This window comes from Kineosphaera limosa NBRC 100340 (genome assembly GCF_000298215.1).
Lineage (GTDB): Bacteria > Actinomycetota > Actinomycetes > Actinomycetales > Dermatophilaceae > Kineosphaera > Kineosphaera limosa.
Genome location: NZ_BAHD01000029.1, coordinates 56,093 through 77,766, shown reverse-complemented (window position 1 = coordinate 77,766; position 21,674 = coordinate 56,093). Strand labels below are relative to the sequence as shown.

17 protein-coding genes are annotated in these 21,674 nt (G+C 70.4%); 9 read left to right on the top strand and 8 right to left on the bottom strand.

Annotated features, from left to right (window positions below; all coding sequences use genetic code 11):
- Nucleotides 1-63: 63 nt before the first annotated feature.
- The 4 genes from KILIM_RS09705 to KILIM_RS09690 all read right to left on the bottom strand — a co-directional run bounded on the left by KILIM_RS09705 (nt 64) and on the right by KILIM_RS09690 (nt 4,240).
- Entirely contained in the window at nt 64-540 is a 477-nt protein-coding gene (locus KILIM_RS09705) for a YbaK/EbsC family protein (RefSeq protein WP_006592490.1), read from the bottom strand.
- 113 nt (nt 541-653) lie between these two features.
- The gene (locus KILIM_RS09700) at nt 654-1,859 is read right to left on the bottom strand and encodes a glycine C-acetyltransferase (protein WP_006592489.1); all 1,206 of its coding nucleotides are present in this window, start codon (nt 1,857-1,859) and stop codon (nt 654-656) included.
- 13 nt (nt 1,860-1,872) lie between these two features.
- A complete protein-coding gene (tdh, locus tag KILIM_RS09695; RefSeq protein ID WP_006592488.1) occupies nt 1,873-2,919 on the bottom strand; it encodes an L-threonine 3-dehydrogenase in 1,047 nt (348 codons plus the stop codon).
- Nucleotides 2,920-2,974: 55 nt separating this feature from the next.
- Nucleotides 2,975-4,240: a dicarboxylate/amino acid:cation symporter gene (locus tag KILIM_RS09690; protein ID WP_006592487.1), complete on the bottom strand. Its 1,266-nt coding sequence runs from the start codon at nt 4,238-4,240 to the stop codon at nt 2,975-2,977.
- A gap of 193 nt (nt 4,241-4,433) precedes the next feature.
- On the opposite strand from KILIM_RS09690, the gene KILIM_RS09685 reads away from it, so the two are divergent.
- The 5 genes from KILIM_RS09685 to KILIM_RS09665 all read left to right on the top strand — a co-directional run bounded on the left by KILIM_RS09685 (nt 4,434) and on the right by KILIM_RS09665 (nt 9,681).
- Nucleotides 4,434-5,366 carry a LysR family transcriptional regulator gene (locus tag KILIM_RS09685; protein WP_006592486.1) on the top strand — a complete coding sequence of 311 codons (933 nt, stop codon included), beginning with the start codon at nt 4,434-4,436 and terminating at the stop codon, nt 5,364-5,366.
- Between the two features lie 121 nt (nt 5,367-5,487).
- Nucleotides 5,488-6,384, top strand: coding sequence for an aldo/keto reductase (locus KILIM_RS09680; protein WP_006592485.1), 897 nt, complete (start codon nt 5,488-5,490; stop codon nt 6,382-6,384).
- A gap of 63 nt (nt 6,385-6,447) precedes the next feature.
- Nucleotides 6,448-7,581: a GNAT family N-acetyltransferase gene (locus KILIM_RS23255; RefSeq protein WP_083876043.1), complete on the top strand. Its 1,134-nt coding sequence runs from the start codon at nt 6,448-6,450 to the stop codon at nt 7,579-7,581.
- Nucleotides 7,582-7,711: 130 nt separating this feature from the next.
- On the top strand, nt 7,712-9,226 hold the full coding sequence (locus tag KILIM_RS09670) for a flavin-containing monooxygenase (protein WP_006592483.1): 1,515 nt from the start codon (nt 7,712-7,714) through the stop codon (nt 9,224-9,226).
- 212 nt (nt 9,227-9,438) lie between these two features.
- Nucleotides 9,439-9,681: a hypothetical protein gene (locus KILIM_RS09665; RefSeq protein ID WP_006592482.1), complete on the top strand. Its 243-nt coding sequence runs from the start codon at nt 9,439-9,441 to the stop codon at nt 9,679-9,681.
- A 43-nt stretch (nt 9,682-9,724) separates the two neighbouring features.
- Here KILIM_RS09665 and KILIM_RS09660 read toward each other — a convergent pair whose 3' ends face one another.
- Both KILIM_RS09660 and KILIM_RS09655 read right to left on the bottom strand, forming a co-directional pair.
- On the bottom strand, nt 9,725-11,515 hold the full coding sequence (locus KILIM_RS09660) for a cell wall-binding repeat-containing protein (protein WP_169330752.1): 1,791 nt from the start codon (nt 11,513-11,515) through the stop codon (nt 9,725-9,727).
- A 708-nt stretch (nt 11,516-12,223) separates the two neighbouring features.
- The gene (locus tag KILIM_RS09655; RefSeq protein WP_006592480.1) at nt 12,224-12,646 is read right to left on the bottom strand and encodes a PH domain-containing protein; all 423 of its coding nucleotides are present in this window, start codon (nt 12,644-12,646) and stop codon (nt 12,224-12,226) included.
- 149 nt (nt 12,647-12,795) lie between these two features.
- Here KILIM_RS09655 and KILIM_RS09650 point away from each other — a divergent pair, with 149 nt between their 5' ends.
- Nucleotides 12,796-14,328, top strand: a complete 1,533-nt coding sequence (locus KILIM_RS09650; RefSeq protein ID WP_006592479.1) for a gamma-glutamyltransferase — start codon at nt 12,796-12,798, stop codon at nt 14,326-14,328.
- Nucleotides 14,329-14,544: 216 nt separating this feature from the next.
- Here the strand turns inward: KILIM_RS09650 and KILIM_RS09645 are convergent, their stop codons facing one another.
- On the bottom strand, nt 14,545-14,952 hold the full coding sequence (locus tag KILIM_RS09645) for a hypothetical protein (protein WP_006592478.1): 408 nt from the start codon (nt 14,950-14,952) through the stop codon (nt 14,545-14,547).
- A gap of 228 nt (nt 14,953-15,180) precedes the next feature.
- On the opposite strand from KILIM_RS09645, the gene KILIM_RS09640 reads away from it, so the two are divergent.
- The 3 genes from KILIM_RS09640 to KILIM_RS09630 all read left to right on the top strand — a co-directional run bounded on the left by KILIM_RS09640 (nt 15,181) and on the right by KILIM_RS09630 (nt 20,616).
- Nucleotides 15,181-16,041 carry an undecaprenyl-diphosphate phosphatase gene (locus tag KILIM_RS09640; RefSeq protein WP_006592477.1) on the top strand — a complete coding sequence of 287 codons (861 nt, stop codon included), beginning with the start codon at nt 15,181-15,183 and terminating at the stop codon, nt 16,039-16,041.
- A 212-nt stretch (nt 16,042-16,253) separates the two neighbouring features.
- On the top strand, nt 16,254-18,794 hold the full coding sequence (gene ptsP, locus KILIM_RS09635; RefSeq protein ID WP_246308487.1) for a phosphoenolpyruvate--protein phosphotransferase: 2,541 nt from the start codon (nt 16,254-16,256) through the stop codon (nt 18,792-18,794).
- 31 nt (nt 18,795-18,825) lie between these two features.
- Nucleotides 18,826-20,616: a PTS transporter subunit EIIC gene (locus tag KILIM_RS09630; RefSeq protein WP_006592475.1), complete on the top strand. Its 1,791-nt coding sequence runs from the start codon at nt 18,826-18,828 to the stop codon at nt 20,614-20,616.
- Between the two features lie 79 nt (nt 20,617-20,695).
- On the opposite strand, the gene KILIM_RS09625 is transcribed toward KILIM_RS09630, so the two are convergent.
- Nucleotides 20,696-21,484: an ATP-binding protein gene (locus KILIM_RS09625; RefSeq protein WP_006592474.1), complete on the bottom strand. Its 789-nt coding sequence runs from the start codon at nt 21,482-21,484 to the stop codon at nt 20,696-20,698.
- Nucleotides 21,485-21,674: the final 190 nt, after the last annotated feature.

Below are 21,674 nucleotides of genomic sequence, written 5' to 3'. Positions count from 1 at the left end.
CGCGGGCCGCCGCCCCACGCGGCCAGCGCCCCACGCGGCGGTCGGGGGCGCTGGTCGGGGTGGTCAGGCGACGCGCTCGACGCGGCCGCCGGTGAGGACGACGAGGTCGTCGAAGGTCAGCGCGAACACGGTGTGCGGGGTGCCGGCCGCGGCCCACAGCTGCGGGTAGTCGCGCAGGGCTTCGTCGACCACGGTGGTCAACGGGGCCGGATGGCCGATGGGGGCGACGCCGCCGATGACCTGCCCGGTGGCGGCTCGCACCTGCTCGGGGGTGGCGCGGCTGATCTTGCCGACCCCGAGCCGTTGCGCGAGCGCCACGACGTCGACCTTGTGCGCGCCGCTGGTCATGACGAGCAGCGGCTCACCGTCGGCCAGGAACACCAGGCTGTTCGCGATCGCACCGACCTCACACCCCAGTGCGGCCGCGGCGTCGGCGGCCGTGCGGGTCGAGTCGCTGAGCTCGCGCACGTCGAACTCCTGACCCGATGCATCCAGTGCGTCCTGCACCTTGCGGGCAGCGCGCGGCAGCTGTGTGGCCACAATTTCCTCCTTGCCGACCCCAGGGCGAACCTTCGACGGCACGTGGGCCGAAAGATAGTGTTCGCTTTTGCTCACCGGACCGTGCAAAAGCGAACACTATCTTCTGGGGTCGGTCAGCCGACGAGGTCGCGGGCCTTGGTGAAGGCGGCCACGCAGGTGCGCACGTCGTCTTCGGAGTGGGCCGCCGAGAGTTGCACGCGGATGCGGGCCTTGCCGCGGGGCACCACGGGGAAGGAGAACGCGATGACGTAGACGCCCAGGTCGAGCATGGCGTCGGCGACCTGCGCGGCCTGGCGGGCGCCGTCCTCACCCGGGAACATGACCGGCACGATGGCGTGCGACCCCGGCAGCAGGTCGAAGCCGGCCTCGGTCATGAGGCGGCGGAACAGCTCGGCGTTGCGCTCCAGCTGCTGCCGCTCTTCCCCGCCGGCGGCCGCCAGCTCCAGGGCCTTCAGCGAGCCGGCGACGACGGCCGGAGCCACCGAGTTCGAGAAGAGGTACGGGCGGGCGCGCTGGCGCAGCAGGTCGACGATCTCCTGGTGGGCGGAGACGTAACCGCCGGATGCGCCACCGAGGGCCTTGCCGAGCGTCCCGGTGTAGATGTCGACCCGGTCGCTGACGCCGAACTTCTCCGGGGTGCCGCGGCCACCGTCTCCGACGAAGCCCACCGCGTGGGAGTCGTCGACCATGACAAGTGCACCGAATTCCTCCGCCAGGTCACAGATCTCGCGCAGCGGCGCGTAGTAGCCGTCCATCGAGAACACGCCGTCGGTGACGATCACGACGCGCTGCGCCCCCGCCTCCTTGGCCGCGGTCAGCTGGGCGCGCAGGTCGTCCATGTCGGCGTTGCGGTAGCGAAACCGCTTGGCCTTGCACAGCCGGATGCCGTCGATGAGCGAGGCGTGGTTCAGCTCGTCGGAGACGATCGCGTCGTCGGGGCCGAAGATGACCTCGAAGGTGCCGCCGTTGGCGTCGAAGCACGAGGGAAACAGGATCGTGTCGTCGGTGCCGAGGAAGTCGCTGATCGCCTGCTCGAGGTCCTTGTGCTGGGTCTGGGTGCCGCAGATGAAGCGCACCGATGCCATCCCGAAACCCCACCGGTCGAGCGCCTCGCGGGCCGCAGCGACGACCTGCAGGTGGTCGGCCAAACCGAGGTAGTTGTTGGCGCAGAAGTTCAGCACCTCGCGGTTCGCCGCCTCGGAGGCGGTCTCGACGTGCGCGGACTGCGGAGTCGTCAGGGCCCGCTCGCTCTTCCACAGCCCGTCGGCTTCGATCTGGGAGAGGGTCTGGCTCAGGTCGTCACGGAGAGTCGTGTACATCGGGTGCTCCTTCTCAGCTGAAGTCCATGACGACTTTGCCGCATTCACCCGAGCGGGCGGTGGCGAAGGCGTCGGCCCATTGCTCAACGGGGAATCGATGGGTGATGACCGAGGAGACGGCCTCGCGTAGCGTCGGTGAGGTCTGCAGCATCGAGCTCATGGCGTACCAGGTGTCGTACATTTCGCGCCCGTAGATGCCCTTGAGCGTGATCATGTGCGTGATGACCCGCCCCCAGTTGATGGGGAAGTCGGCTTTCGGGATGCCGAGCAGCCCGACGCGGGCGCCGTGGTTGAGGTTGTCGATCATCTCGGCCAGGGCGGCCGGGTTGCCCGACATCTCCAGACCGAGGTCGAAGCCCTCCTTGAGACCCAGGTCCTGCTGCGCGCCGGCGATCCGCTCGCGGGCGACGTTGACGGCGCAGTCGGCGCCGGCCTGCAGGGCCAGGTCGAGCCGGTAGTCCGAGACGTCCGTGATGCAGATGTAGCGCGCCCCGGCGTGCCGGGCGATGGCCGCGGCCATGACGCCGATCGGCCCGGCGCCGGTGATGAGCACGTCCTCGCCGACCATCGGCCACTGCAGCGCCGTGTGCGTGGCGTTGCCCAGCGGATCGAAGATCGCCCCGAGGTCGGGGTCGAGGTCGGCCGGCTGAACCCAGGCGTTGCTCGCGGGGATGACGACGTAGTCGGCGAACGCCCCGTCGCGGTTGACGCCGACGCTGCTGGTGTTGATGCAGACGTGGCGGCGCCCGGCGCGGCAGTTGCGGCAGTGGCCGCAGACGACGTGTCCCTCTCCGGAGACCCGGTCGCCGACGCGAACTTCGGCGATGCCCTCGACGTCGTCGCCGACCTGCACGACCTCGCCGTAGAACTCGTGGCCGATGATGAGCGGCGGGTTGACGTTCGCGGCGGTCCAGTCGTCCCACTGCTGTAGGTGCAGGTCGGTGCCGCACAGGCCCGCCCGCAGAACGCGGATCTTGACGTCGCGCGGCCCGCAGACCGGCTCGGGTCGGTCGACGAGCTCGAGGCCCGGGGCTGCGGACAGCTTGGTCAGAGCGCGCATGCCAATGACTCCTTCTACTGGAGGGGGTTCGGAGAGTGTCTCGGGTCGGAAGGGGTCAGGCCGGGGCGGCGACAGCGTCGGCTTCCGCCTCGCTGCGGTCGTACCGCTTGCCGGTGATGAGGCGGTTCATGATCGCCGCGATCGCGCCGTCGCCGGTGACGTTCGTTGCGGTGCCGAAGGAGTCGATGGCGATGTACGTGGCGATCATCAGCCCGACCTGCGGCTCGGTGAAGCCGAGCATCGAGGTGAGCAGGCCGGCCGCGGTCATGATCGCGCCGCCGGGCACGCCGGGGGCGGCGACCATCGTGATGCCGAGCATGAAGATGAAACCGACGATGGCGGCCGCGTTGATCGGGGCCCCCGACAGCATCATGATCGCGAGGGCGAACGCCGTGATCTTCACCGTCGATCCGGCCAGGTGGATCGTCGCGCACAGCGGGACGACGAAGGAGGCGACGGGCGTGCTGACGCCCATCTTGATCGCCTGGCGCAAGGTGACGGGGATCGTCGCGGCGGAGGAGGACGTGCCCAGGGCGGTCGCGTAGGCCGGCAGCATCGTCTTGAGCATGACGAGCGGGTTGCGGCCGAAGAAGACGCTCGCGAGGGTGAACTGCAGCAGCAGCATGACGACGGTGAGGGCGAAGACGAAGGCGACGACCCCCAGGAACGTCGAGATGATCGTGAAGGCCTCGCCGGTCGCCGACATGTTCAGGAAGATGCCGAAGATGTAGAGCGGCAGCAGCGGGATCAGCGTCACGCGGATGGCGAGGTCGACGATGTCGCGGAACTCCAGGAACGAGCGACGCAGGACGTCACCCTTGATGAAGGTGAGGAACACCCCGACGAGGAAGCTGAGCACGAGAGCGGTCATGACGCCGAACACCGGCGGCATCTCGACCTGGAAGTACGCGCCGAGCAGGGCGTCCTCCGGGTTGGCGGCGGTCGACATCGAGTGCCCGGCCAGCAGGCTCGGCAGCACGATCATGCTCACGCCGAACGCGAGGAAGCCGGCGAACAGCGTGGAGCCGTAGGCGATGGCGGCGGTGATGCCGAGCCACTTGCCGGCGCCCTTGCCGAGCTCGGAAATGGCGGGCGTGATGAGGCCGACGATGATGAGCGGGATGATGAAGCCGAGGTAGTTGCCGAACAGCCCGTTGAAGGTCGCGAACACCTTCACCAGCCAGTCGGGGAAGAACAGTCCGCAGACGATGCCGAGGACGATGGCGATGAGAATCTGCGGCAGGAGGCCGAGCCGCTTCTTCTTGGGGGTGTCCGAGTCGTGCGACGCGTCAGCCGCGCTCGAAGGGGTGTTCTGCACCATGTGTTGTTCGTGCCTTCCAGGGGACATGCGTCGTTGCATGTCGATGCGACTGTGGGGAGATGTCGTGCGGTCCGGTCCGTTCGTTCCGTTCGGCGTCGAATCGGGTTGAGCGAGCGGTCCGCCGGCACCATCGTGCCCGCTGCATCGTGCGCGTGGAAGACGCACTTGCTACACGGGGTGTTAAGTGTCGCTTATGGAACTGCATCAGCTGCGGGTGTTGCGGGAGCTGGCGGAGCGCGGCAGCGTGCGGGCGGCCGCCGACGCCCTCTACATCACGCCGTCGGCGGTGTCCCAGCACCTCAAGGCATTGCAGCGCAGCGCCGGCATCCCGCTCGTCGCTCATGAGGGGCGTCGGCTGGTGCTCACCGACGCCGGGTGCGCCCTGGTGCAGGCCGCGGTCGACGTGGAGCAGGCGATGGCGCTGGCTCACAACGCGATCGAGCGGCACGCCGGGCGGGTAGATCGGGAGGTCTCCGTCGTGGCGTTCCCCAGCGCCGGACGGCTGTTTCTGCCGGCGTTGGCCGCCCGCTTCACGGCCTCCGGCGGCCCGAAGGTCACCCTGGCCGACCACGACGTCTCGCCCGAACTGACCGCAACTCTGTGCGGTGAGCACGACATCGTCATCGCGCATCGGTGGCGGCTGGGGAGCCCGTGGCCGACGGGGCGGGTCGACGTCACCGTGTTGCTCGACGAGCCGTACGACGTGGCGCTGCCCGCGGCGCATCCGCTGGCCAGACGGCGGGAGCTGACGCCGGACGATCTGCGCGAGGAGCGCTGGATCGCCGGCCAACGGGGCTGGGCGCCGGCCGGCATCATCACCGCGATCGGCGCCGTCGCGCAGCTTGAGCCGCAGGTGCAGCACCGGATCAACGACCTGGCGACGGCCGTGGCGATGGTCCGCACGCTCGGCGGGGTGACGCTGGTGCCGCGCTTCGTCGGCGACTACCTGCTCGGAGACGGCGTGGTCACCCGCCCCCTCGCCGGCGTCGAGGCGCGCCGGGAGGTCGCCGCGGTCAGCCGCCCGGACCGCGCCCCCGCAGCCGCCGTCACCGCGGTGACGGACGCCCTGGCCGAGATCGCCGGCCGGCTCCGCGCCGACCACCGCTGGCTGCCACCGGCGCCGTGAGTGAGGTCGCGCTCGGTTGGGGGCGGCGCGATGCGTAGCCCGCGTGCGCGAAGGGTCGCTCGGTACAGTTCGAAGTCGTCAGCGAACCCGCGGCCACGCGTTGGCCAGGAGGGATGAACCCATGCAGTTCCGCACACTCGGTCCGTTCACCGTCTCCGCAGTGGGGCTCGGCGGCATGCCGCTGTCGATGAGCAACGACAAGGTGACGCCCGACGAGGCCGCCGCGATCGAGACGGTCCACGCGGCCCTCGACGCGGGGATCACGCTCATCGACACGGCCGACTGCTACGCACCGAGCTGGGACCAGATGGGGCACAACGAGGCGCTCATCGGTAAGGCCGTCGCGTCGTGGGGCGGCGACCGCAGCTCGATCGTGCTGGCCACCAAGGGCGGGATCACCCGCAGCGAGGGAGAGGTGTGGGGCCGCGACGGCAGTCCGGAGCACCTGCGTTCCCAGGTCGAGAAGTCGCTGCGCAACCTGGGCGTCGACGTGCTCGACCTGTACCAGTTCCACCGGCCGGACCGCACCCGGCTCTACGGCGAGGTGATGGAGACGTTCGCGGCGCTGCGGCAGGAGGGCAAGATCCGGGCCGTCGGCATCTCCAACGCGAGCATCGAGGAGATCGAGATCGCCCAGGAGGTGCTCGGCGACGAGGGCTTGGCGAGCGTGCAGAACGAGTTCTCGCCGCGGCACCCGTGCAGCTCTGACGAGCTGCGCTACTGCACTGAGAACGGCATCGCGTTCTTCCCGTGGAGCCCGCTGGGCGGCACCGGCGGCGGCGCCACGGCGGTCGGGCAGCGGTTCGCGGTGTTCGCGCAGATCGGCAAGACGCACGGGGTGAGCCCGCAGCAGGTGGTGCTGGCCTGGGAGCTCTCGCTCGGCGACAACGTCATCGTCATCCCTGGCTCCCGCCGCCCCGCCTCCATCACGGACTCGGCCCGCGCCGCCGATCTCGAGCTGAGCGCCGACGAGCTGGCCGCCTGCTCCGCCGCCGTCGGTCACGGGATCGGTGAGTGACGTCCTCGGCAGCCCGTCGATATTCGGGTGACGTGGCAATGCTCGGGCTGGTCCACTGGGCGCATGACCGGCCCTGACGCATCCGCCTTTCCCTCGTGTGTGCCCGAACTCTCCGACGGGGTGGTGCGGTTGCGCGCCCACCGCGAGGGCGATGTCGAGGCGATCGTGGCGCAGTGCATCGACCCGCAGATGGTGCGCTGGACGACGGTGCCGCGCCCCTACGGGCCGGACGCCGCGCGGAGCTACCTGGCGATGATCGCGCAGGCCTGGTCGCGCGACGACGGGCAGCGCTTCTGGGCGATCGAGTGGGTCGACGACGCCGGCAACCCGCGGTTCGGGGGAGGGATCGACCTGCGGCCCCGGGGGTCGGGCTCGGCTGAGGTCGGCTACGGCCTGCACCCCGACGCTCGCGGCCGGGGCCTCATGGTTCGGGCGCTGCGGCTGGCGTGCCAGTGGTGGTTCGACTCCGGGGGCGCGCGGGTCTACTGGTTCGCCAACGCCGGCAACGAGCCGTCGTGGCGCGTGGCGCGCGCGTGCGGCTTCACCCGGCACGGTGACCTGCCCGGGTACCTGCCTCATCCGGACGGCCTCGCCGACGCCTGGGTCGCCTCCGTCGCCGCCGATGACGATCTGACGCGTCCGGCGGGTTCGGGTGCGGCCTCGGCCGGGGAGGTCGTGGTCGCGGAGCGGGAGGACTCGCGCTCCGACGGGCCGATGCTGGGCGGCGAACGGGAGCTTCTGGAGCATTGGCTTGATCTCTACCGCGAGAGCGTGCTGCTCAAGATCGCGGGTCTGGACGCGCAGGCGTTGTGTCGTCGGGCCGTGCCGCCGTCGACGCTGAGCCTGCTCGGCGTCGTCCGCCACTTGAGCGAGGTCGAGTCGTACTGGCTGCGGTGCGTGCTGCACGACGAGGACGTCCCCGATCTGTACGCCACCCGCGAACACCCTGACGCCGACTTCGACGACGTGGACCCCGCCAACGCCGCGCGCGATATCGCCACCTACGAGGCGGAGGTGCGCCGGTGCCGAGCCGAAGCGGCCCGCTGGCCCGACCTCGACAGCCCTGTCCTCGGACGCCGCGGCGGCAAGGAGCTGAACTTGCGCTGGATCCTCACCCACCTCATCGAGGAGTACGCCCGTCACCTCGGCCACCTGGACCTCCTACGCGAAGCCACCGACGGCCGCACCGGCTACTGATCCCCGTTGGGGCAGTTCAGCCTCCGCTCGGACTGGAGCCCGGGGTGGCTTTGCGGGGCCGGACGCCGCACCCTGGGGGTAGGCGCGGGCTTCCGGGGCTTGGCACCGAGTGACGGGCGCGGGAGGCCGAGTGCAGACGAGTGAGCCACGGGCGGGCAGCGTGGGCGGCGACCTCGACGTGCTCATCGTCGGGGCGGGTGTTTCTGGGATCAATGTCGCGTATCGGCTGCAGGAGCGCTGCCCGGAGCTGAGCTACCGGATCGTCGAGGCCCGCGAAGGGTTCGGCGGCACGTGGGATCTGTTCCGCTACCCGGGGATTCGCTCGGACTCGGACTTCTTCACGCTCGCGTTCCCATTCCATCCCTGGCGGGGGGACGAGGCGATCGTCGGCGGCGCGCAGATCATGGGGTACCTGCGGGAGGTGGTCGGCGCCTACGGCATCGACCGGCACACGACGTACAGCACGAAGGTCACGTCGGCCGACTGGTCGTCGGCGCAGGCCCGCTGGCGGGTGGAGTGCGCGACCCCCGACGGCCCGTTGGCGCTGACGCCGCGCTTCCTCGTGGTCTGCACCGGCTACTACGACTACGACCACCCGCACGACCCGCGCCTGCCGGGCGTCGAGGACTTCGCCGGGAGGGTCGTGCATCCGCAGTTCTGGCCCGACGACCTGCGCTACACCGGCGCCCGCGTCGCGGTCGTCGGCTCCGGCGCCACCGCTGTCAGCCTCGTCCCGGCCCTCGCCGACGGCGGGGCGCGCGTGACGATGGTGCAGCGCACCCCCTCCTACGTGCTGGCCCAACCGCGACGGGACGCGCTCGCCGACACCCTGCGCCGCCGCCTCCCACCCGGAGTTGCGCACCAGGTGATGCGGGTACGCAACTCCGGGCTGCAGTGGGGGCTGTTCCAGGCGTGCAAGATCGCGCCGAACCGGATGCGCCGGCTGCTGCGCCGGGGGGCGGTCGCGGGGACCGGCTCGAGGCAGGTGGTGGACCGGCACTTCGATCCGCCGTACAACCCGTGGGAGCAGCGGCTGTGCATCGACCCGGACGGGGGGTTCTTCACGGCGATCCGCGACGGTCAGGCGCGCGTCGTGACCGGCGCGATCGAGCGGGTCGTTCCGCAGGGGCTGCGGATGAGCGACGGCACGGTGGTGGAGGCGGACGTCCTCGTGACGGCGACGGGCCTGTCGATCAAGCTGTACGGCGGCATCGACGTGCGCGTCGACGGTGCGCCGGTCGATGCCGGCGCCGGCTACGCGTACGTGGGCGCGATGCTCTCGGGGGTGCCGAACCTCGCGTTCTGCGTGGGCTACCTCAACATGTCGTGGACGATGCGTTCGGACCTCACCGCCCGCTTCGTGGCCCGGGTGCTGCGTCGACTGGTCGACACCGGGATGGATGTCGTGGTGCCGGAGCCGCCGCCTGACCTCGGCCCGGGTCGGCCGCTCATGGACATGCCGTCGGGCTACCTCGCTCGCGCCGCGCACCTCATGCCCCGCACGACCCGCCGCTACCCGTGGGCGATGAAGCAGAACGTGGTGCTCGACGCCTGGGGCACCAACCGCGCCGACCTCGACAACGGCCTGCGCTGGAGCCGATACCCCCGGCATGCCGTATCGGCGCACGACGCGCCCCCACGGTGACGCGGACCACTCAGGACGTGCCTACCTGCGCCGATGATGGCGGTAGCGCCTGTTGAAGTTCCCCCCGCAGGGCTCGCTCCGACTCCCGTGGGTCGCAACGTCGAGCGCCTGGATCGAGGCACCGCCATCGGACACGGTGAGCGGCTACACCCTTGTCATCAACGGCAAGGGGCCGCGATGGCTCCTCGCAGCGACCAGGAATACATGAGACGGTGACGCGCGGCGCGAAGCCGGTCGTCAAGACGCGAATCCTTGCCAAGAGCGGCTACGCCGGGGTCTTCAAACTCGTCCCCGACGACTGCTACTCCGGCGACGTCTCGGTGCGCTGGGTGATGGCCCGCCGGGAGGGCTGGCTCGTCGTTCACACCGACCCCAACCCCCACGACAGCTCGTTGAAGGGAATGAAGATCACCGACAAGCCGTCCCGCATGCCGGCCGGTGTCGTCCCCTTGTGACCGAGCATCACCGCACTCACGGTCGCGGGCTCCGCGCTCGGCGCTACGGCACCCGGAACGTCTGCATGCGCCCGTGCCCGAGCACCTCGGCCGGCCGATAGCGCGGAGCCCACAGCCCATCCCCTAGCGCACCCCACGTGCCAGGGGCCGCGTCGCTGCGGCACGTGGCGCTGCCGTCGGCGCGCACGGCGCATCCCCCGCGCTCGTCGCGGGTGAAGGCGAGCACGCCACCGGTGGTCAGTTGCCGGTAGGCAGTCCGGCGGGCAGCCGGCTCGAGCGGGCAGTCGACCCGGCCATCAGCGTCGATGAGGCAGCCGTCCGTCCCGGGCAGCAGTCGCTGCGACGCCTCGGCGACGACCCGCGCCTCGACGGGGCCGTCGGGAGCGGCGAGACGACTCGCGGGCACGAGCATCACGGCGCCGTCGGCGCGGCGGACGAGTAGCCCGTGACGAGACAGGGCGATCTGCTCGGCGGGGATGTCGACGGCCAGCCGCGTGGGCCGACCCGTCGGCCCTTCGGGTGACTGCGTCCAGCACCAGATCGAGTGGTCCGAGCGCAGCAGGCATGACGTATGCCCGACAGCGATCCCGACGGCGGTGCCGAGCGCGAGCCGCACCTGCGGCCGCTCGCCGCGCGAGTGGCACCAGATGCGCCCGTCGCGCCCGAGACCGCAGGCTCGCTCCTGCCCTGCCGCAGGGTCGCCCCCGACCTGGTATTCGACGATGCCTGCCGAGGCGGGAAACACCGTCGTCGCGGTGGCCTCACCGCCACGCGCGCTCGGTACCGGCCAGCAGGACACCGCACCATCGTCGGCATACGCACACAGTTGCTTGTCGAGTCCACGCGTAATGCGGGCCACGCCGCTCGCCTGGCTCGTCCAGGTGAGGGGCGCGAGCGGTACCCGTTGGCGCGGGTCCGCGGTGTTGCGCCCCCAACAGTCGACATCCCCATCGTTGTCGAGCAGACAGGTGGCAGTGGATGTCTGGACGATATCGCGCGCCGGCTCTTCCTCCGGCACCTGCGGGTCGAACGTCTGAGCGCCCAGCATGTCGTCACAGACCGCTGTGCGATCACCGATGGTGACGATCTGCTGGGGCCGCAACTTCAGGAGCAGCCCCTTGGCCCGATCGGCCCCCGGGCCGCACGGGGGCACGAGCAGCACGGGCCCGTCGACGAGCGACACGGTCGCGGCGGCGTCTGCGTCGCCGACCCCATTGACGATGTACGCGGTCCGTGCGCCGGCATAGAACCCCAGGTAGGCGACGTCGGCCGACGTGTCGTAGCGATCCTGACCGGCGATGTCGTTGAACTCCGCGTAGTCGAGCCCGGGATGCCCCCGAAGCAGCACCGCACGTTGTGCGGCGGCCAACGTGGACGCTCCACCCACGACCGCGGCGGTCGTCGTGAACGTCGGGGTCGGATACACGGGGATCACCGGCAACGACCCGGAGCGGGGCACGACGACGCCGAACCAGTTGCGCACCTGCGCCGCCGCAGCAGCCTCGGCCACCACCCGCGGGGACACGAACGCGACGGGAGGCATATCGGTGAAGGACTCGTCGTTGCCCCATGCGGCCGCCCGGACTGCCGCGCTCCACGTGACTCGCGAGGCGTCCGTGACCCGGAGTCGCTGGAAGCGCGCCGCACCGATCACAGCGCGCACCTGCGTGGTCGGGAGCTGCGCCTCTGACCCGATGACCTCGACGACCGATGGCCGCACGAGCCGGTAGGCGGCGCCCACCTCGTCGGGCACCGCGCCGCGGGGCGGCACGTACAGCGTCGGCGTGGCGTCCTTGCCGTAGGCGACAGCGTCGAGCGGCCGCGTCCCCGACACGAGGCGGAGCTTCGACCCGGCCGGGATCGGCCCGCGTGCGCGCCACGACACGATCGCCGCAGCCGTCTCGTAGCGAGACGCCCCACCGAGCCGCACGCGCCGCACACGCTCGATGTCGTTCGTCGGCGTCGCGGCCTTCGCCGCGCCTGTCTCAGCGACGGCTCTCGACGCATGAGGCGGCGTGGACACGTTCGAGGACACAGACAGCGGCGTGCGTGGGAGCGCTGAGCCGGAGATCGTGGCGCCCTCAGCACTCGCCTCGGCCCCTCCGGCGACCCCGGCCGCAGCAAGGGCCGCCGCGAGCACGGCGATCGCCCCTCGTCTCATCACGCCGGCCACGCGCCTACGCCGGCCAGGCACAGCAGAATCGGACATGACTCGTCCCCTCGTCGTGTCGACCGGGCCGCCCGCTGCCCCCATCCGCGGCCCACCCAATTCTACGTCGACACAAGGCCATTCAGCGGCACGCGATCTTCCGTGGGCGCTCGACGCAACACCTCACGCACGAGGTCCGATCGGCCCACAGGGCGCCACTTCGGTGGCCGCGACGGCACTCGCCGGTCTCGCCGTGCTGGCGATCGCTGTGGATGTGGCGCTCTTCGCCGCCAGCCAAGCAGTCGCGCTGCGGTCCCTGCCCTCACCGGCGCAGGCGTGACCATCCCCACGCCTGCGTGACGGTCCGGTTCGAGCCGACTGCGGGGATGCACGTCAGGTCGGCTTCGGTGGATCCTGCAGCGGCCGATTGCCGATTCGTGCCACCTGCTCGGCGTAACGCTTGGGGAGTAGCAGCGGCAGGCTGCGCCCGTTTCGCAGCGTGATGGGGACGTACTCATCGAATCGCCCCGGTCGGTTGACTGCCTCGATGTCGGCCCAGGGGATCGGGCGGCGCAGCGGGCGCTTGATGCCGTCCTCGTTGATGACGATGAGCGCTGGCCGTAGCAAGAGCGCCGCGATGACCAACAGAGAGATCAGCCACACCACGTACAAGGCGGTGACCCACGCCGACCTCCAGGCGTTCCAGGTGAGGACGATCTGGATCGCTGGCACCGGGATGAAGACGCAAAGGAACCACAGGTAGTAACGGGCAAATCCGGGTCGGGTGTCGTGTCGAATCTCCTCTGCTTCCCCCATCACCTAAGTCTGACCGACTGGGGGTCCGGTCAGCTGGGCTTCGTGGCCGTGGCAGGCTCGCGTAAGCGGTGTCGCAGCGGCATGACGGCCCGCCTGCGAGCTGCGTAAAAGGCGCGGCGGGGCCACGATGCGCAACGAGGAGGTCGGACGTGACGGAGACCAGCGGCGCGGTCAGCGCGCCGAATCAGCACTCGCTCGAGGCAGCGGCGGAGATGTTCGCTCGGGGCGGCAACGCGGTGGATGCCGCGGTGGCCGCCCAAGTCGTCGTAGCGGTGACCATGCCGCAGTCAGCCGGGGTCGGCGGGGACATGCTGGCGCTCGTGCGCCTGCCCGACGGACCGGCTGGCCCTAGCGACCCGGCTGGTCCGGTCAGCCCGGATGGCCCCGATGGCCCGGTGCGCGCCCTCAACGGCACCGGCCGCAGCCCGGCCCACTGGACGACCTGCGGCAACGGGCGACCAGGCGACACCGTGACCGTGCCCGGAGCGGTGCTCGGCTGGTGGGAGCTGTGCCGCGCCTTCGGCCGACTGCCGTGTGCCGACGTCCTGGCGCCCGCGCTGCGGCTCGCGCGCGACGGCATCGTCGTCGACGAGCGGCTGGCCGGCGCGGCCGCCAAGCAGCGGGACCGGGTGCTCGCCGCCTCGCCCGACTCCCCGATCGGCGACCTTACGCAGGGCGTCACCTGGCGCCAGCCACAGCTCGCGGCGCTCCTCCAGCGAATCGCCGACGAGGGCCCCGCCGCCTTCTACGAGGGCGCCGCCGCGAACGCCATCGCCGCCGCGGCCGAGCGGGCTGGGGGATCGCTCGCGGCCGCCGACCTCGCCGCCCACCTCGCCGATCCGCCCGCCCTCAAGGAGCCGATCGCCATCGACTGGGCCGGCGGCCGCGCCTACGTGCAGCCGCCCTCCTCCCAGGGCGTGCTGCTCGCCATGGCCCTGCGCTGGCTCGACGACCGATTCGACGACCTGCCGACTCGCCGTCGCGAACACGTGCTCGCCGAGCTGACCAACGCCTGCTTCGCCCACCGCAGCGACTGCGCCCTGGGGGAGCAACTCCTCGACCGCGAACTCCCAGTCGACCCCGAGCGGGCCACCCTGCGCACCGGACCCCGCTCCTACCTGCACACCGCCGCCGTCGCCACGGCCGACAGCGACGGGCTGGTCGTCTCCTCGCTCGTCTCCGTCTTCGACGAATTCGGTTCCGGCGTCTGGGTGCCCGAGCTCGGCATCTACCTGACCAATCGCGCCGAGGGCTTCACCGACGGCGCCAACGCCCCCGCGCCGGGCAGCCTGCCGGTGCACACGCTCGCGCCCGCCCTGTGGGAGAGCGACCACGAGGTGCTGGCCATCGCCACCCCAGGCGCCGACGGTCAGGTGCAGACCCTGCTGCAGGTGTTCGCGCGCCTTCGCGACGGCGCCACCCTGGCCGAGGCCATCGCCGGTCCGCGCTGGCGCAGCGAGGACGGCCGGCTCAGAATCGAAACCGACCACGACGCCCGCGACCAACTCGCGGACGCCGGCCACGAACTGCAGGATGTGCCGGCCGGCTCACCGGTCTTCGGCGCCGTCGCCGCCGCAGGCCTGAGATCAAGCGGTCCGTTCGCCGTCGCCGACCCCCGCCGGGCGATGCGCTCGGCCATCGTCGCTCGCTCGGTCGGTGATCCCGGGAGTTCGACACTGTAACTGTCCGCGCATGGCCGCCGTGACCGGACGGTCCCCGGTCTCGCCGAATTTGCCTTTGTGGTGAACTAATGACGTGCCCCGCGTGGAGCGCTCCAGTCCAAACGCGTCTCCGCAGGTCAGAGCTTTGGGGTCCGACGGTCACAGGGGGGCATGTCATTAGTTCACCACCACAACAATTCCGCAGCCCCGACCGCGGCCCACGCGACGGGCGCGCGATCAGTCCCGCAGCGACTTCTTGCCGATCTTCGCGGCCTCCTTGGCGTACCGCACGGGCAGGCCGATGGCGACGCGGCGGCGCCCCCGGTTGGGGATGAGACGCACGTAGTCGTCGGTGGGGCGCGGGCGACTGACGGCCGCGATGGCGCCCCAGTCGATCCGCGGCAGGTAGGGCCGCCGAATCCCCGCAGCGTCGACGACGATCTCGGTGCGCCGCAACAGGAGAATGAGCAGCAGCAACAGCCACACCAGCCAGAACGTGCTGGCGACCGTCACCCCCTGAAAGCCCCACCGGTAGAGCGAGACTCCCACCTGCACCACCGACATCGTGACGATGCCCAAGAGCAACGGGATCACCCAGCGGGGGCGATTGCCGCGGGTGTCGTAACGGATCTCACGGCCGGCCATGAGCCCAAGCCTGCCCTACCCCAGCCGCCCTACCCCAGCCGCCCACGATCGACGTCTCCGGCGCCCGGGCCGCCGGCACCGCGCCCACGATGGCGAACGGTTCAGCCGCGCGCCATCCGCACTTGGTACCGTCGCGCGCGGATCGCCCGCCGAAGCCAGGCCCCAAAGCGTCACATGCCTGCTCCGGTGGCCGACGGGGGATTACGACGCATTAGGGGAGGACGAAGGATGGACTGGGTGCAGGCGCTGACCCTGGGGGTCGTGCAGGGGCTGACGGAGTTTCTGCCGATCTCCTCCAGCGCGCACGTGTCGATCGCGGGGCGCTTCTTCGGCAGCGATCCCGGGGCCGCCTTCACGGCGATCACCCAGCTCGGCACCGAGGCCGCCGTCCTCATCTACTTCCGCAAGGACATCGCGCGCATCATCAACCGCTGGTGCCGCGCCGTCGTCGGCAAGCTGCCGCACAACGACCCCGACGCCCGCATGGGGTGGCTGGTCATTCTCGGGTCGATCCCCATCGGGGTGTTCGGTCTGGCGCTGCGCGACCTCATCACCGGGCCGTTCCGCAACCTGTGGATCACCGCGACGATGCTGCTGCTGTTCGCCCTGGTCATCTGGTACGCCGACCGCACCGCCAGCCAGCGCAAGGAGCTGAAGGACCTCAGCTGGGGCGACGGCATCAAGTTCGGGCTGTGGCAGGCGCTGGCGCTGGTCCCGGGTGTCTCCCGCTCCGGCGGCACGATCGCGGGTGGTCTGTTCATGGGCTACACCCGCGAGGCCGCCGCCCGGTACTCCTTCCTGCTGGCCATTCCGGCGGTGCTGCTCTCGGGCTTCGACCAGCTCTTCGACATCGCCTCCGACCCCGTGCCGCCGGCCTGGGGGCCGATCTTCGGTGCGACGCTGGTCAGTTTCGTCATCGGGTACGCGATCATCGCCTGGCTGCTGCGGTACATCTCGACGCACGACTTCACGCCCTTCGTGTACTACCGAATCGCCCTGGCGCTCGTGCTTTTTGCGCTGCTGGCGACCGGTGTCATTCCGGCGACCGACCCGGGCGCGGTGGCCGCGGCGAGCGGCGCCGGAGGCTAGTCGAGCGGAGGCTCGCGGCACCCCGCGCCGATATGCGGATCGGCTCTTCGACCATCGGGCAAAATGCCCGGGACCCACAGCACCAATGGCCTCCACGGAGGACTAGCGTGACCCCTGCCGCCCGCTGACACGTAGCAGCCGTGCGCCGTGTGCGACCCGGGTGAGCGGGGAGGCTGAAGGTGGAAGCCAGCACGACCGTATCGACTATCGAGTTGATCGCACCCCTGACCGGGGTCATGGTGCCGATCGAGATCATTCCCGATCCTGTGTTCGCCAAGAAGATGGTCGGCGAGGGGTTCTCGATCGACCCGCTGAGCAACGTGCTGGTGGCACCGATCGCCGGTGAGGTCGCCGACCTGCAGCCCTCGCACCACGCCATCACCATCCGCTCGGCCGACGGCATCGAAGTGCTGCTGCACATCGGTCTCGACACGGTGCGGATGGAGGGTGAGGGGTTCAGCCCCAAGGTCAAGGAGGGCGACCACGTCGAGGTGGGCGACCCGCTCATCGAGTTCGACCTCGACCTCGTGGCGAGCAAGGCGAAGAGCCTGCTGACGCAGGTCGTCATCGCCAACTCCGAGCGCATCGAGTCGCTCACGCCGGTCACCGGGGTCGTCACCGCCGGCCAGGATGTCGCAGCCACCGCCGAGCTCGCCGCTCCCGTCGAGGAGGGCGCGGTCGCGACCGGTCGCACCGTCACCTCCGATGCGCTGCTGATCCCCAACCCGACGGGTCTGCACGCGCGCCCCACCGCGACCCTGGTCAACCTCGCCAAGTCGTTCGGCTCCGACATCCGGCTGCGCAAGGGCGAGGAGTCGGCCAACGCCAAGAGCATGGTCGGCATCATGGGCCTGGCCGTCGCCCGCGGCGACAAGGTCACCGTCAGCGCCACCGGCCCCGACGCCCAGGAGGCGATCGCGCAGATCACCGAGGCCATCCAGACCGGTCTTGGCGAGGACTGCCCGGCGGTCGGAACCGCCGACACCGAGGCCGTGCCCGCCGTCGAAGAGGTCGTGGTCGAAGAGGAGTCGACCGGCCCGCGCTCCGGCGACCCCAACCTGCTGCTCGGCGTCTCAGCCTCCCCGGGCCTGGGTGTCGGCACCGTGCTGCAGCTGCGGCACGACGACATCCAGGTCGAGGAGTTCGGCGAGGACCACCACAAGGAGCGTCGCAAGCTCAACGCCGCGATCGACCGCTCCATCCTCGACCTATCCGCGCTGCAGCAGCGACTGGAGAAGGAGGACGACGCCGAGAAGGCCGGCATCTTCGGTGCCCACGCCGAACTGCTCAGCGACCCCGACCTGCTCGACCTGGCCGTCAGCGCCATCGACAAGGGCAAGAGCGCCGCGTACGCGTGGCGCGGCGCCTTCAACAACTACGCTGACCGGCTCGCCGGCCTCAAGAACGAGGTGCTGGCCGGACGGGCCAACGACGTGCGCGACGTCGGCCAGCGGGTGCTCGAGGAGCTGACCGGGCAGCGCAGCGAGAAGCCCGAGCTGGCCGAGGGCACGATCCTCATCGCCGAGGACCTCACCCCGTCGGACACCGCGCAGCTCGACCGCTCCAAGGTCGTCGGCTTCGCCACCACCAACGGCGGCGCCTCCTCGCACGTCGCGATCATCGCCCGCTCCATGGACATCCCCGCGGTGGCCGGCATCGAGGGCCGCGCGCTCGACATCCCCGACGGCTCGCGGGTCGTGCTCGACGGGTCGAAGGGCTCGCTGCAGACCAACCTGTCCGACTACGAGATCCAGGGCATCGTCGAGCGCCAGCAGCGGATCGCCGCCCGCAAGGCCGCCGAGGACGAGCGCAAGGACGAGCCCGCCGTCACGACCGACGGGCACCGGGTGGCGGTCGTCGCGAACATCGGCGGGGTCGAAGACGCGCAGGAGGCGATGACCAAGGGCGCCGAGGGCGTCGGCCTGCTGCGCAGCGAATTCGTCTTCCTCGGCCGCACCAAGGCCCCCACGGAGGAGGAGCAGGCGGAGGTCTACGCAGACTGCTCCCGCGCCCTGCAGCCGGGTCAGCCGCTGGTCATCCGCACCCTCGACGTCGGCGGCGACAAGCCGCTGCCGTACCTGCCGATCCCCGCCGAGGAGAACCCGTTCCTGGGTATCCGCGGCGTGCGCGTCGGCATCGAGCGCCCCGAGGTGCTGCGCGCGCAGTGCCGGGCCATCATGAAGGCCGCCGACGCCGGCGCCGAGCTCAACGTGATGTTCCCGATGATCGCCACGATCGAGGACTGGCGCGCGGCCAAGAAGATCTGGGATGTCGAGGCCGACCGGCTCGGCCTGACGACCAAGGTGCCGGTGGGCATCATGATGGAGGTCCCCTCCGTCGCCGTCATGGCCCGGCAGTTCGCCGCCGAAGAGGGCTGCGACTTCTTCAGCGTCGGCACCAACGACCTCACGTCGTACACGCTGGCGATGGACCGCGGGCACCCCAAGCTCGCGGCGCAGGTCGACCCGTGCAACCCGGCCATCCTGGCGCTCATCGGTGGCGCCTGCGACGCGCTGCACGAGCGCGGCAAGTGGCTGGGCATCTGCGGTGGGGTCGCCTCCGACCCCCAGGCCGTGCCGATCCTCGTGGGTCTGGGCGTCGATGAGCTGAGCTGCTCGATCCCCGCCATTCCCTCGATCAAGGCCCAGGTACGGGCCTACTCGCTCGAGCAGTGCAAGGAGCTGGCCGCCCAGGCCGTGCTCTGCTCCACCCCCGCCGAAGTCCGCGCCCTCGTCCCCATGGACGAGGCCTGATCCCGGCCCACCCGGATTACAAGGAAAAGACATGACTGAGAGAGCAACTCAGATCGTCGACGCGGTCGGCGGGGCCGACAACATCGTCAACCTGAGCCACTGCGCGACCCGGCTGCGGTTCACGCTCAAAGACGCCACCGGCATCGACTCCGCGCAGGTGGAGAAGATCAAGGGCGTCATGGGCACCGTGCCCCAGGGCACCGACCGATACCAGATCATCATGGGCGGCGGCGTACAGAGCGCCTATGAGGAGATCAACGCGCTGCCGGTGATGGCCGGCCGCAAAGCGCCGTCGGCCGACGACGTGAAAGCCGCCGCCCGCGCCGGCGGGCCGCGCGGAAAGTACGCGTGGCTGGACAACTTCTTCGAGTTCTTGTCGGACTCGTTCCGGCCCATCCTCGGCGCGCTGCTCGGTGCGTCGCTCATCATCACGTTCATGGCGTTGATGAGTTCGATCGGCGTCATCGACAACTGGGCCGACCCGCGCACGACGCTGCCGCCGGGATGGGCGTTCATCAACCTCATGTGGCAGTCGGTCTTCACGTTCTTGCCGCTGATGGTCGCCTACAACGCGAGCAAGAAGATCGGCGCCGACCCCTGGGTCGGATTCGCGATCATGGCGCTGGTCATGCTGCCGGGATTCTCCCCGCTCGGCGAGCGTCCCGAGGCGTACACCACGCAGCTCTTCGGCAGCGCGATCCCGACGATCGACATCTTCGGGGTGCCGCTGCTCATCCGCGACTACGGCTCGCAGGTGTTCCCGCCGCTGCTCATGGCCGTGCTCCTCGGCCCGCTCTACAAGCTGCTCAAGCGGGTCATTCCCGAGAACCTGCACCTGATCTTCGTGCCGTTCCTCGCGCTGGTCATCATGGGCCCGTTGACGGCCTTCCTCATCGGCCCCATCGGCATCTTCGTCGGTGCCGGCCTGGGTGGTCTGCTGCAGTCGATCAACAGCTTCTCGCCGCTGCTGTTCGCCATCATCATTCCGCTGGCGTACCCGTTCATGGTGCCGCTGGGTCTGCATTGGCCGATCAACGCGATCATGCTCGCCAATATCGCCTCGACCGGCTCGGACTTCATTCAGGGCCCCATGGGCGCGTGGAACTTCGCGTGCTTCGGCGCGACCGCCGGTGTGCTGTTCCTCGCCATCAAGGACCGCGATCAGGCGATGCGGCAGACCTCGACCGGCGCGCTGGCCGCGGGTCTGCTCGGCGGTATCTCCGAACCGTCGCTCTACGGTATTCACCTGCGGTTCAAGAAGATCTATCCCCGGATGCTCGTCGGCTGCCTCGTCGGCGGTCTCATCATCGGTATCGGGGGCGGCGTGAGCATCAACGCCTTCGTCTTCACCTCGCTGCTGACAATTCCGGCGTTCAGCAACATTCCGCTGTACGCGACGGCCATCACCGCGTCGTTCTTCACCGCGATGCTGCTGGTCATCTTCTTCGACTACCGCACTCCCGAGCAGAAGGCCGCCGGTAAGGCCGACCTCGACGAGCCGGAGCCGGAGCCCGTCGTGGTCGTCGTCGGTGACGCCGAGGCCAAGCAGGGCAAGCAGTGGCTCGACGCCATCGGCGGCCCCGACAACGTCGAGACGGTCGACCTCGTCGCCGGCACCCGCGTGCGGGTGCAGGTCAAGGACTCCGCGAAGGTCGACCAGGCCGCCCTCGCGGCGGCCGGGCTGCCCGGAGCCGTCGAGGTCGGCCCCGGCGTGTGGCACCTCGTCGCAGGCCTCAACGCCGACCAGCACGTCGAGACGATGAACCGCGTGCTCGCCGGCTCGACCAAGGCCGACTCGGCCAAGGAGACCGTTCCCGCTTAGGCCGGGCACCTGCTCCGATACGACAAGACCCCCGATCCGCCAGGCGGATCGGGGGTCTTGTCGTTGGCCGGGCTATGCCCTAGATGTGGCCGCTGAGCTGGGCCATGCGCCGCTCCAGGCGGGTGAGCAACTTGTCGGCGAGCTGCCGGTTGGGCTTGGAGTTCTCCAGCGGCACGGCCATCGGCAGCACGTCGATGGACAGCCGGGCACCGCCGGCCAGGGAGCGCAGTTCGTCGACCTTGTCGCCGAACGGGGTGCCGCTGCCGGGGGAGTAATAGCGCACGGCCTCCTCGATGTCGCCCTCGAAGAGGTCGGCCTTGGTGACGACGATGATGAGCCACACCGGGCGGGTGCGGCGTACCGCCATCGCGGCGAGCAGGTGCGCGGTGATGGCCCAGTCGGCGAGCTCGGCGGCGAGCTGGGCGTCGCGGGTCGCGGCCGCCGCGCCGCTGGTCCCGGCGGCCCGACGCGGGGTGGCGTGGCCGTTGGCGACGACGTGCAGCACCCCGTCGACCGGCTCGTCGTGGAAGACGGCGTCGAGGGCCGACAGGCGGGTGGCGGCGTTGTCGCCGGGCACGACGCGGAACCGGAAGCCGCGGCCCCGAGCGGTGCGGCGGGTGCGGCGCTCCATGACTGCGGAGCCGGCATCCATGGCGTCGTCGGCGGTCGCGCGCCGGGCCAACTTGTCGACCAGGCGGGTCTTGCCGATGCCGGTCATGCCGGTGACCGCCACCAGCGGAAAGCGGTGGCGCAGCAGGTGGGCGAGCCTGTGCGGCGCCGAGGTCAGCGCCTGGAGCGCCCCGGAGGCGATGAGGGCCCCGGACGCGGTGGTGACCGCAGTGGTCCGGCGGGAGGCGGATCGGTTCATAGGTGCATACCTCGTGGTGGCTCCGACGTCGTCGATCAGTCAACCCCACCATTGTCCCTGGGCCGACTGTGGTGCCCCTGACCCCATGGCCGCGCGGCCTGGGCAAGGGCTCATGCCCCCATCCCACGCGCTCTCGCCGCCGAGAGCAACCCGGCCGCGCTCGGCAGGCGCCCACTGCTTATCGTGGGCT

Coding starts and splice junctions, on each gene's coding strand:
- KILIM_RS09645 (WP_006592478.1), bottom strand. CDS start 14,952: ATGGCCGGCCGTGAGATCCGTTACGACACCCGCGGCAATCGCCCCCGC.
- KILIM_RS09680 (WP_006592485.1), top strand. CDS start 5,488: ATGCAGTTCCGCACACTCGGTCCGTTCACCGTCTCCGCAGTGGGGCTC.
- KILIM_RS09640 (WP_006592477.1), top strand. CDS start 15,181: ATGGACTGGGTGCAGGCGCTGACCCTGGGGGTCGTGCAGGGGCTGACG.
- KILIM_RS09690 (WP_006592487.1), bottom strand. CDS start 4,240: ATGGTGCAGAACACCCCTTCGAGCGCGGCTGACGCGTCGCACGACTCG.
- KILIM_RS09630 (WP_006592475.1), top strand. CDS start 18,826: ATGACTGAGAGAGCAACTCAGATCGTCGACGCGGTCGGCGGGGCCGAC.
- KILIM_RS09655 (WP_006592480.1), bottom strand. CDS start 12,646: ATGGGGGAAGCAGAGGAGATTCGACACGACACCCGACCCGGATTTGCC.
- KILIM_RS09700 (WP_006592489.1), bottom strand. CDS start 1,859: ATGTACACGACTCTCCGTGACGACCTGAGCCAGACCCTCTCCCAGATC.
- KILIM_RS23255 (WP_083876043.1), top strand. CDS start 6,448: ATGACCGGCCCTGACGCATCCGCCTTTCCCTCGTGTGTGCCCGAACTC.
- tdh (WP_006592488.1), bottom strand. CDS start 2,919: ATGCGCGCTCTGACCAAGCTGTCCGCAGCCCCGGGCCTCGAGCTCGTC.
- KILIM_RS09625 (WP_006592474.1), bottom strand. CDS start 21,484: ATGAACCGATCCGCCTCCCGCCGGACCACTGCGGTCACCACCGCGTCC.
- KILIM_RS09685 (WP_006592486.1), top strand. CDS start 4,434: ATGGAACTGCATCAGCTGCGGGTGTTGCGGGAGCTGGCGGAGCGCGGC.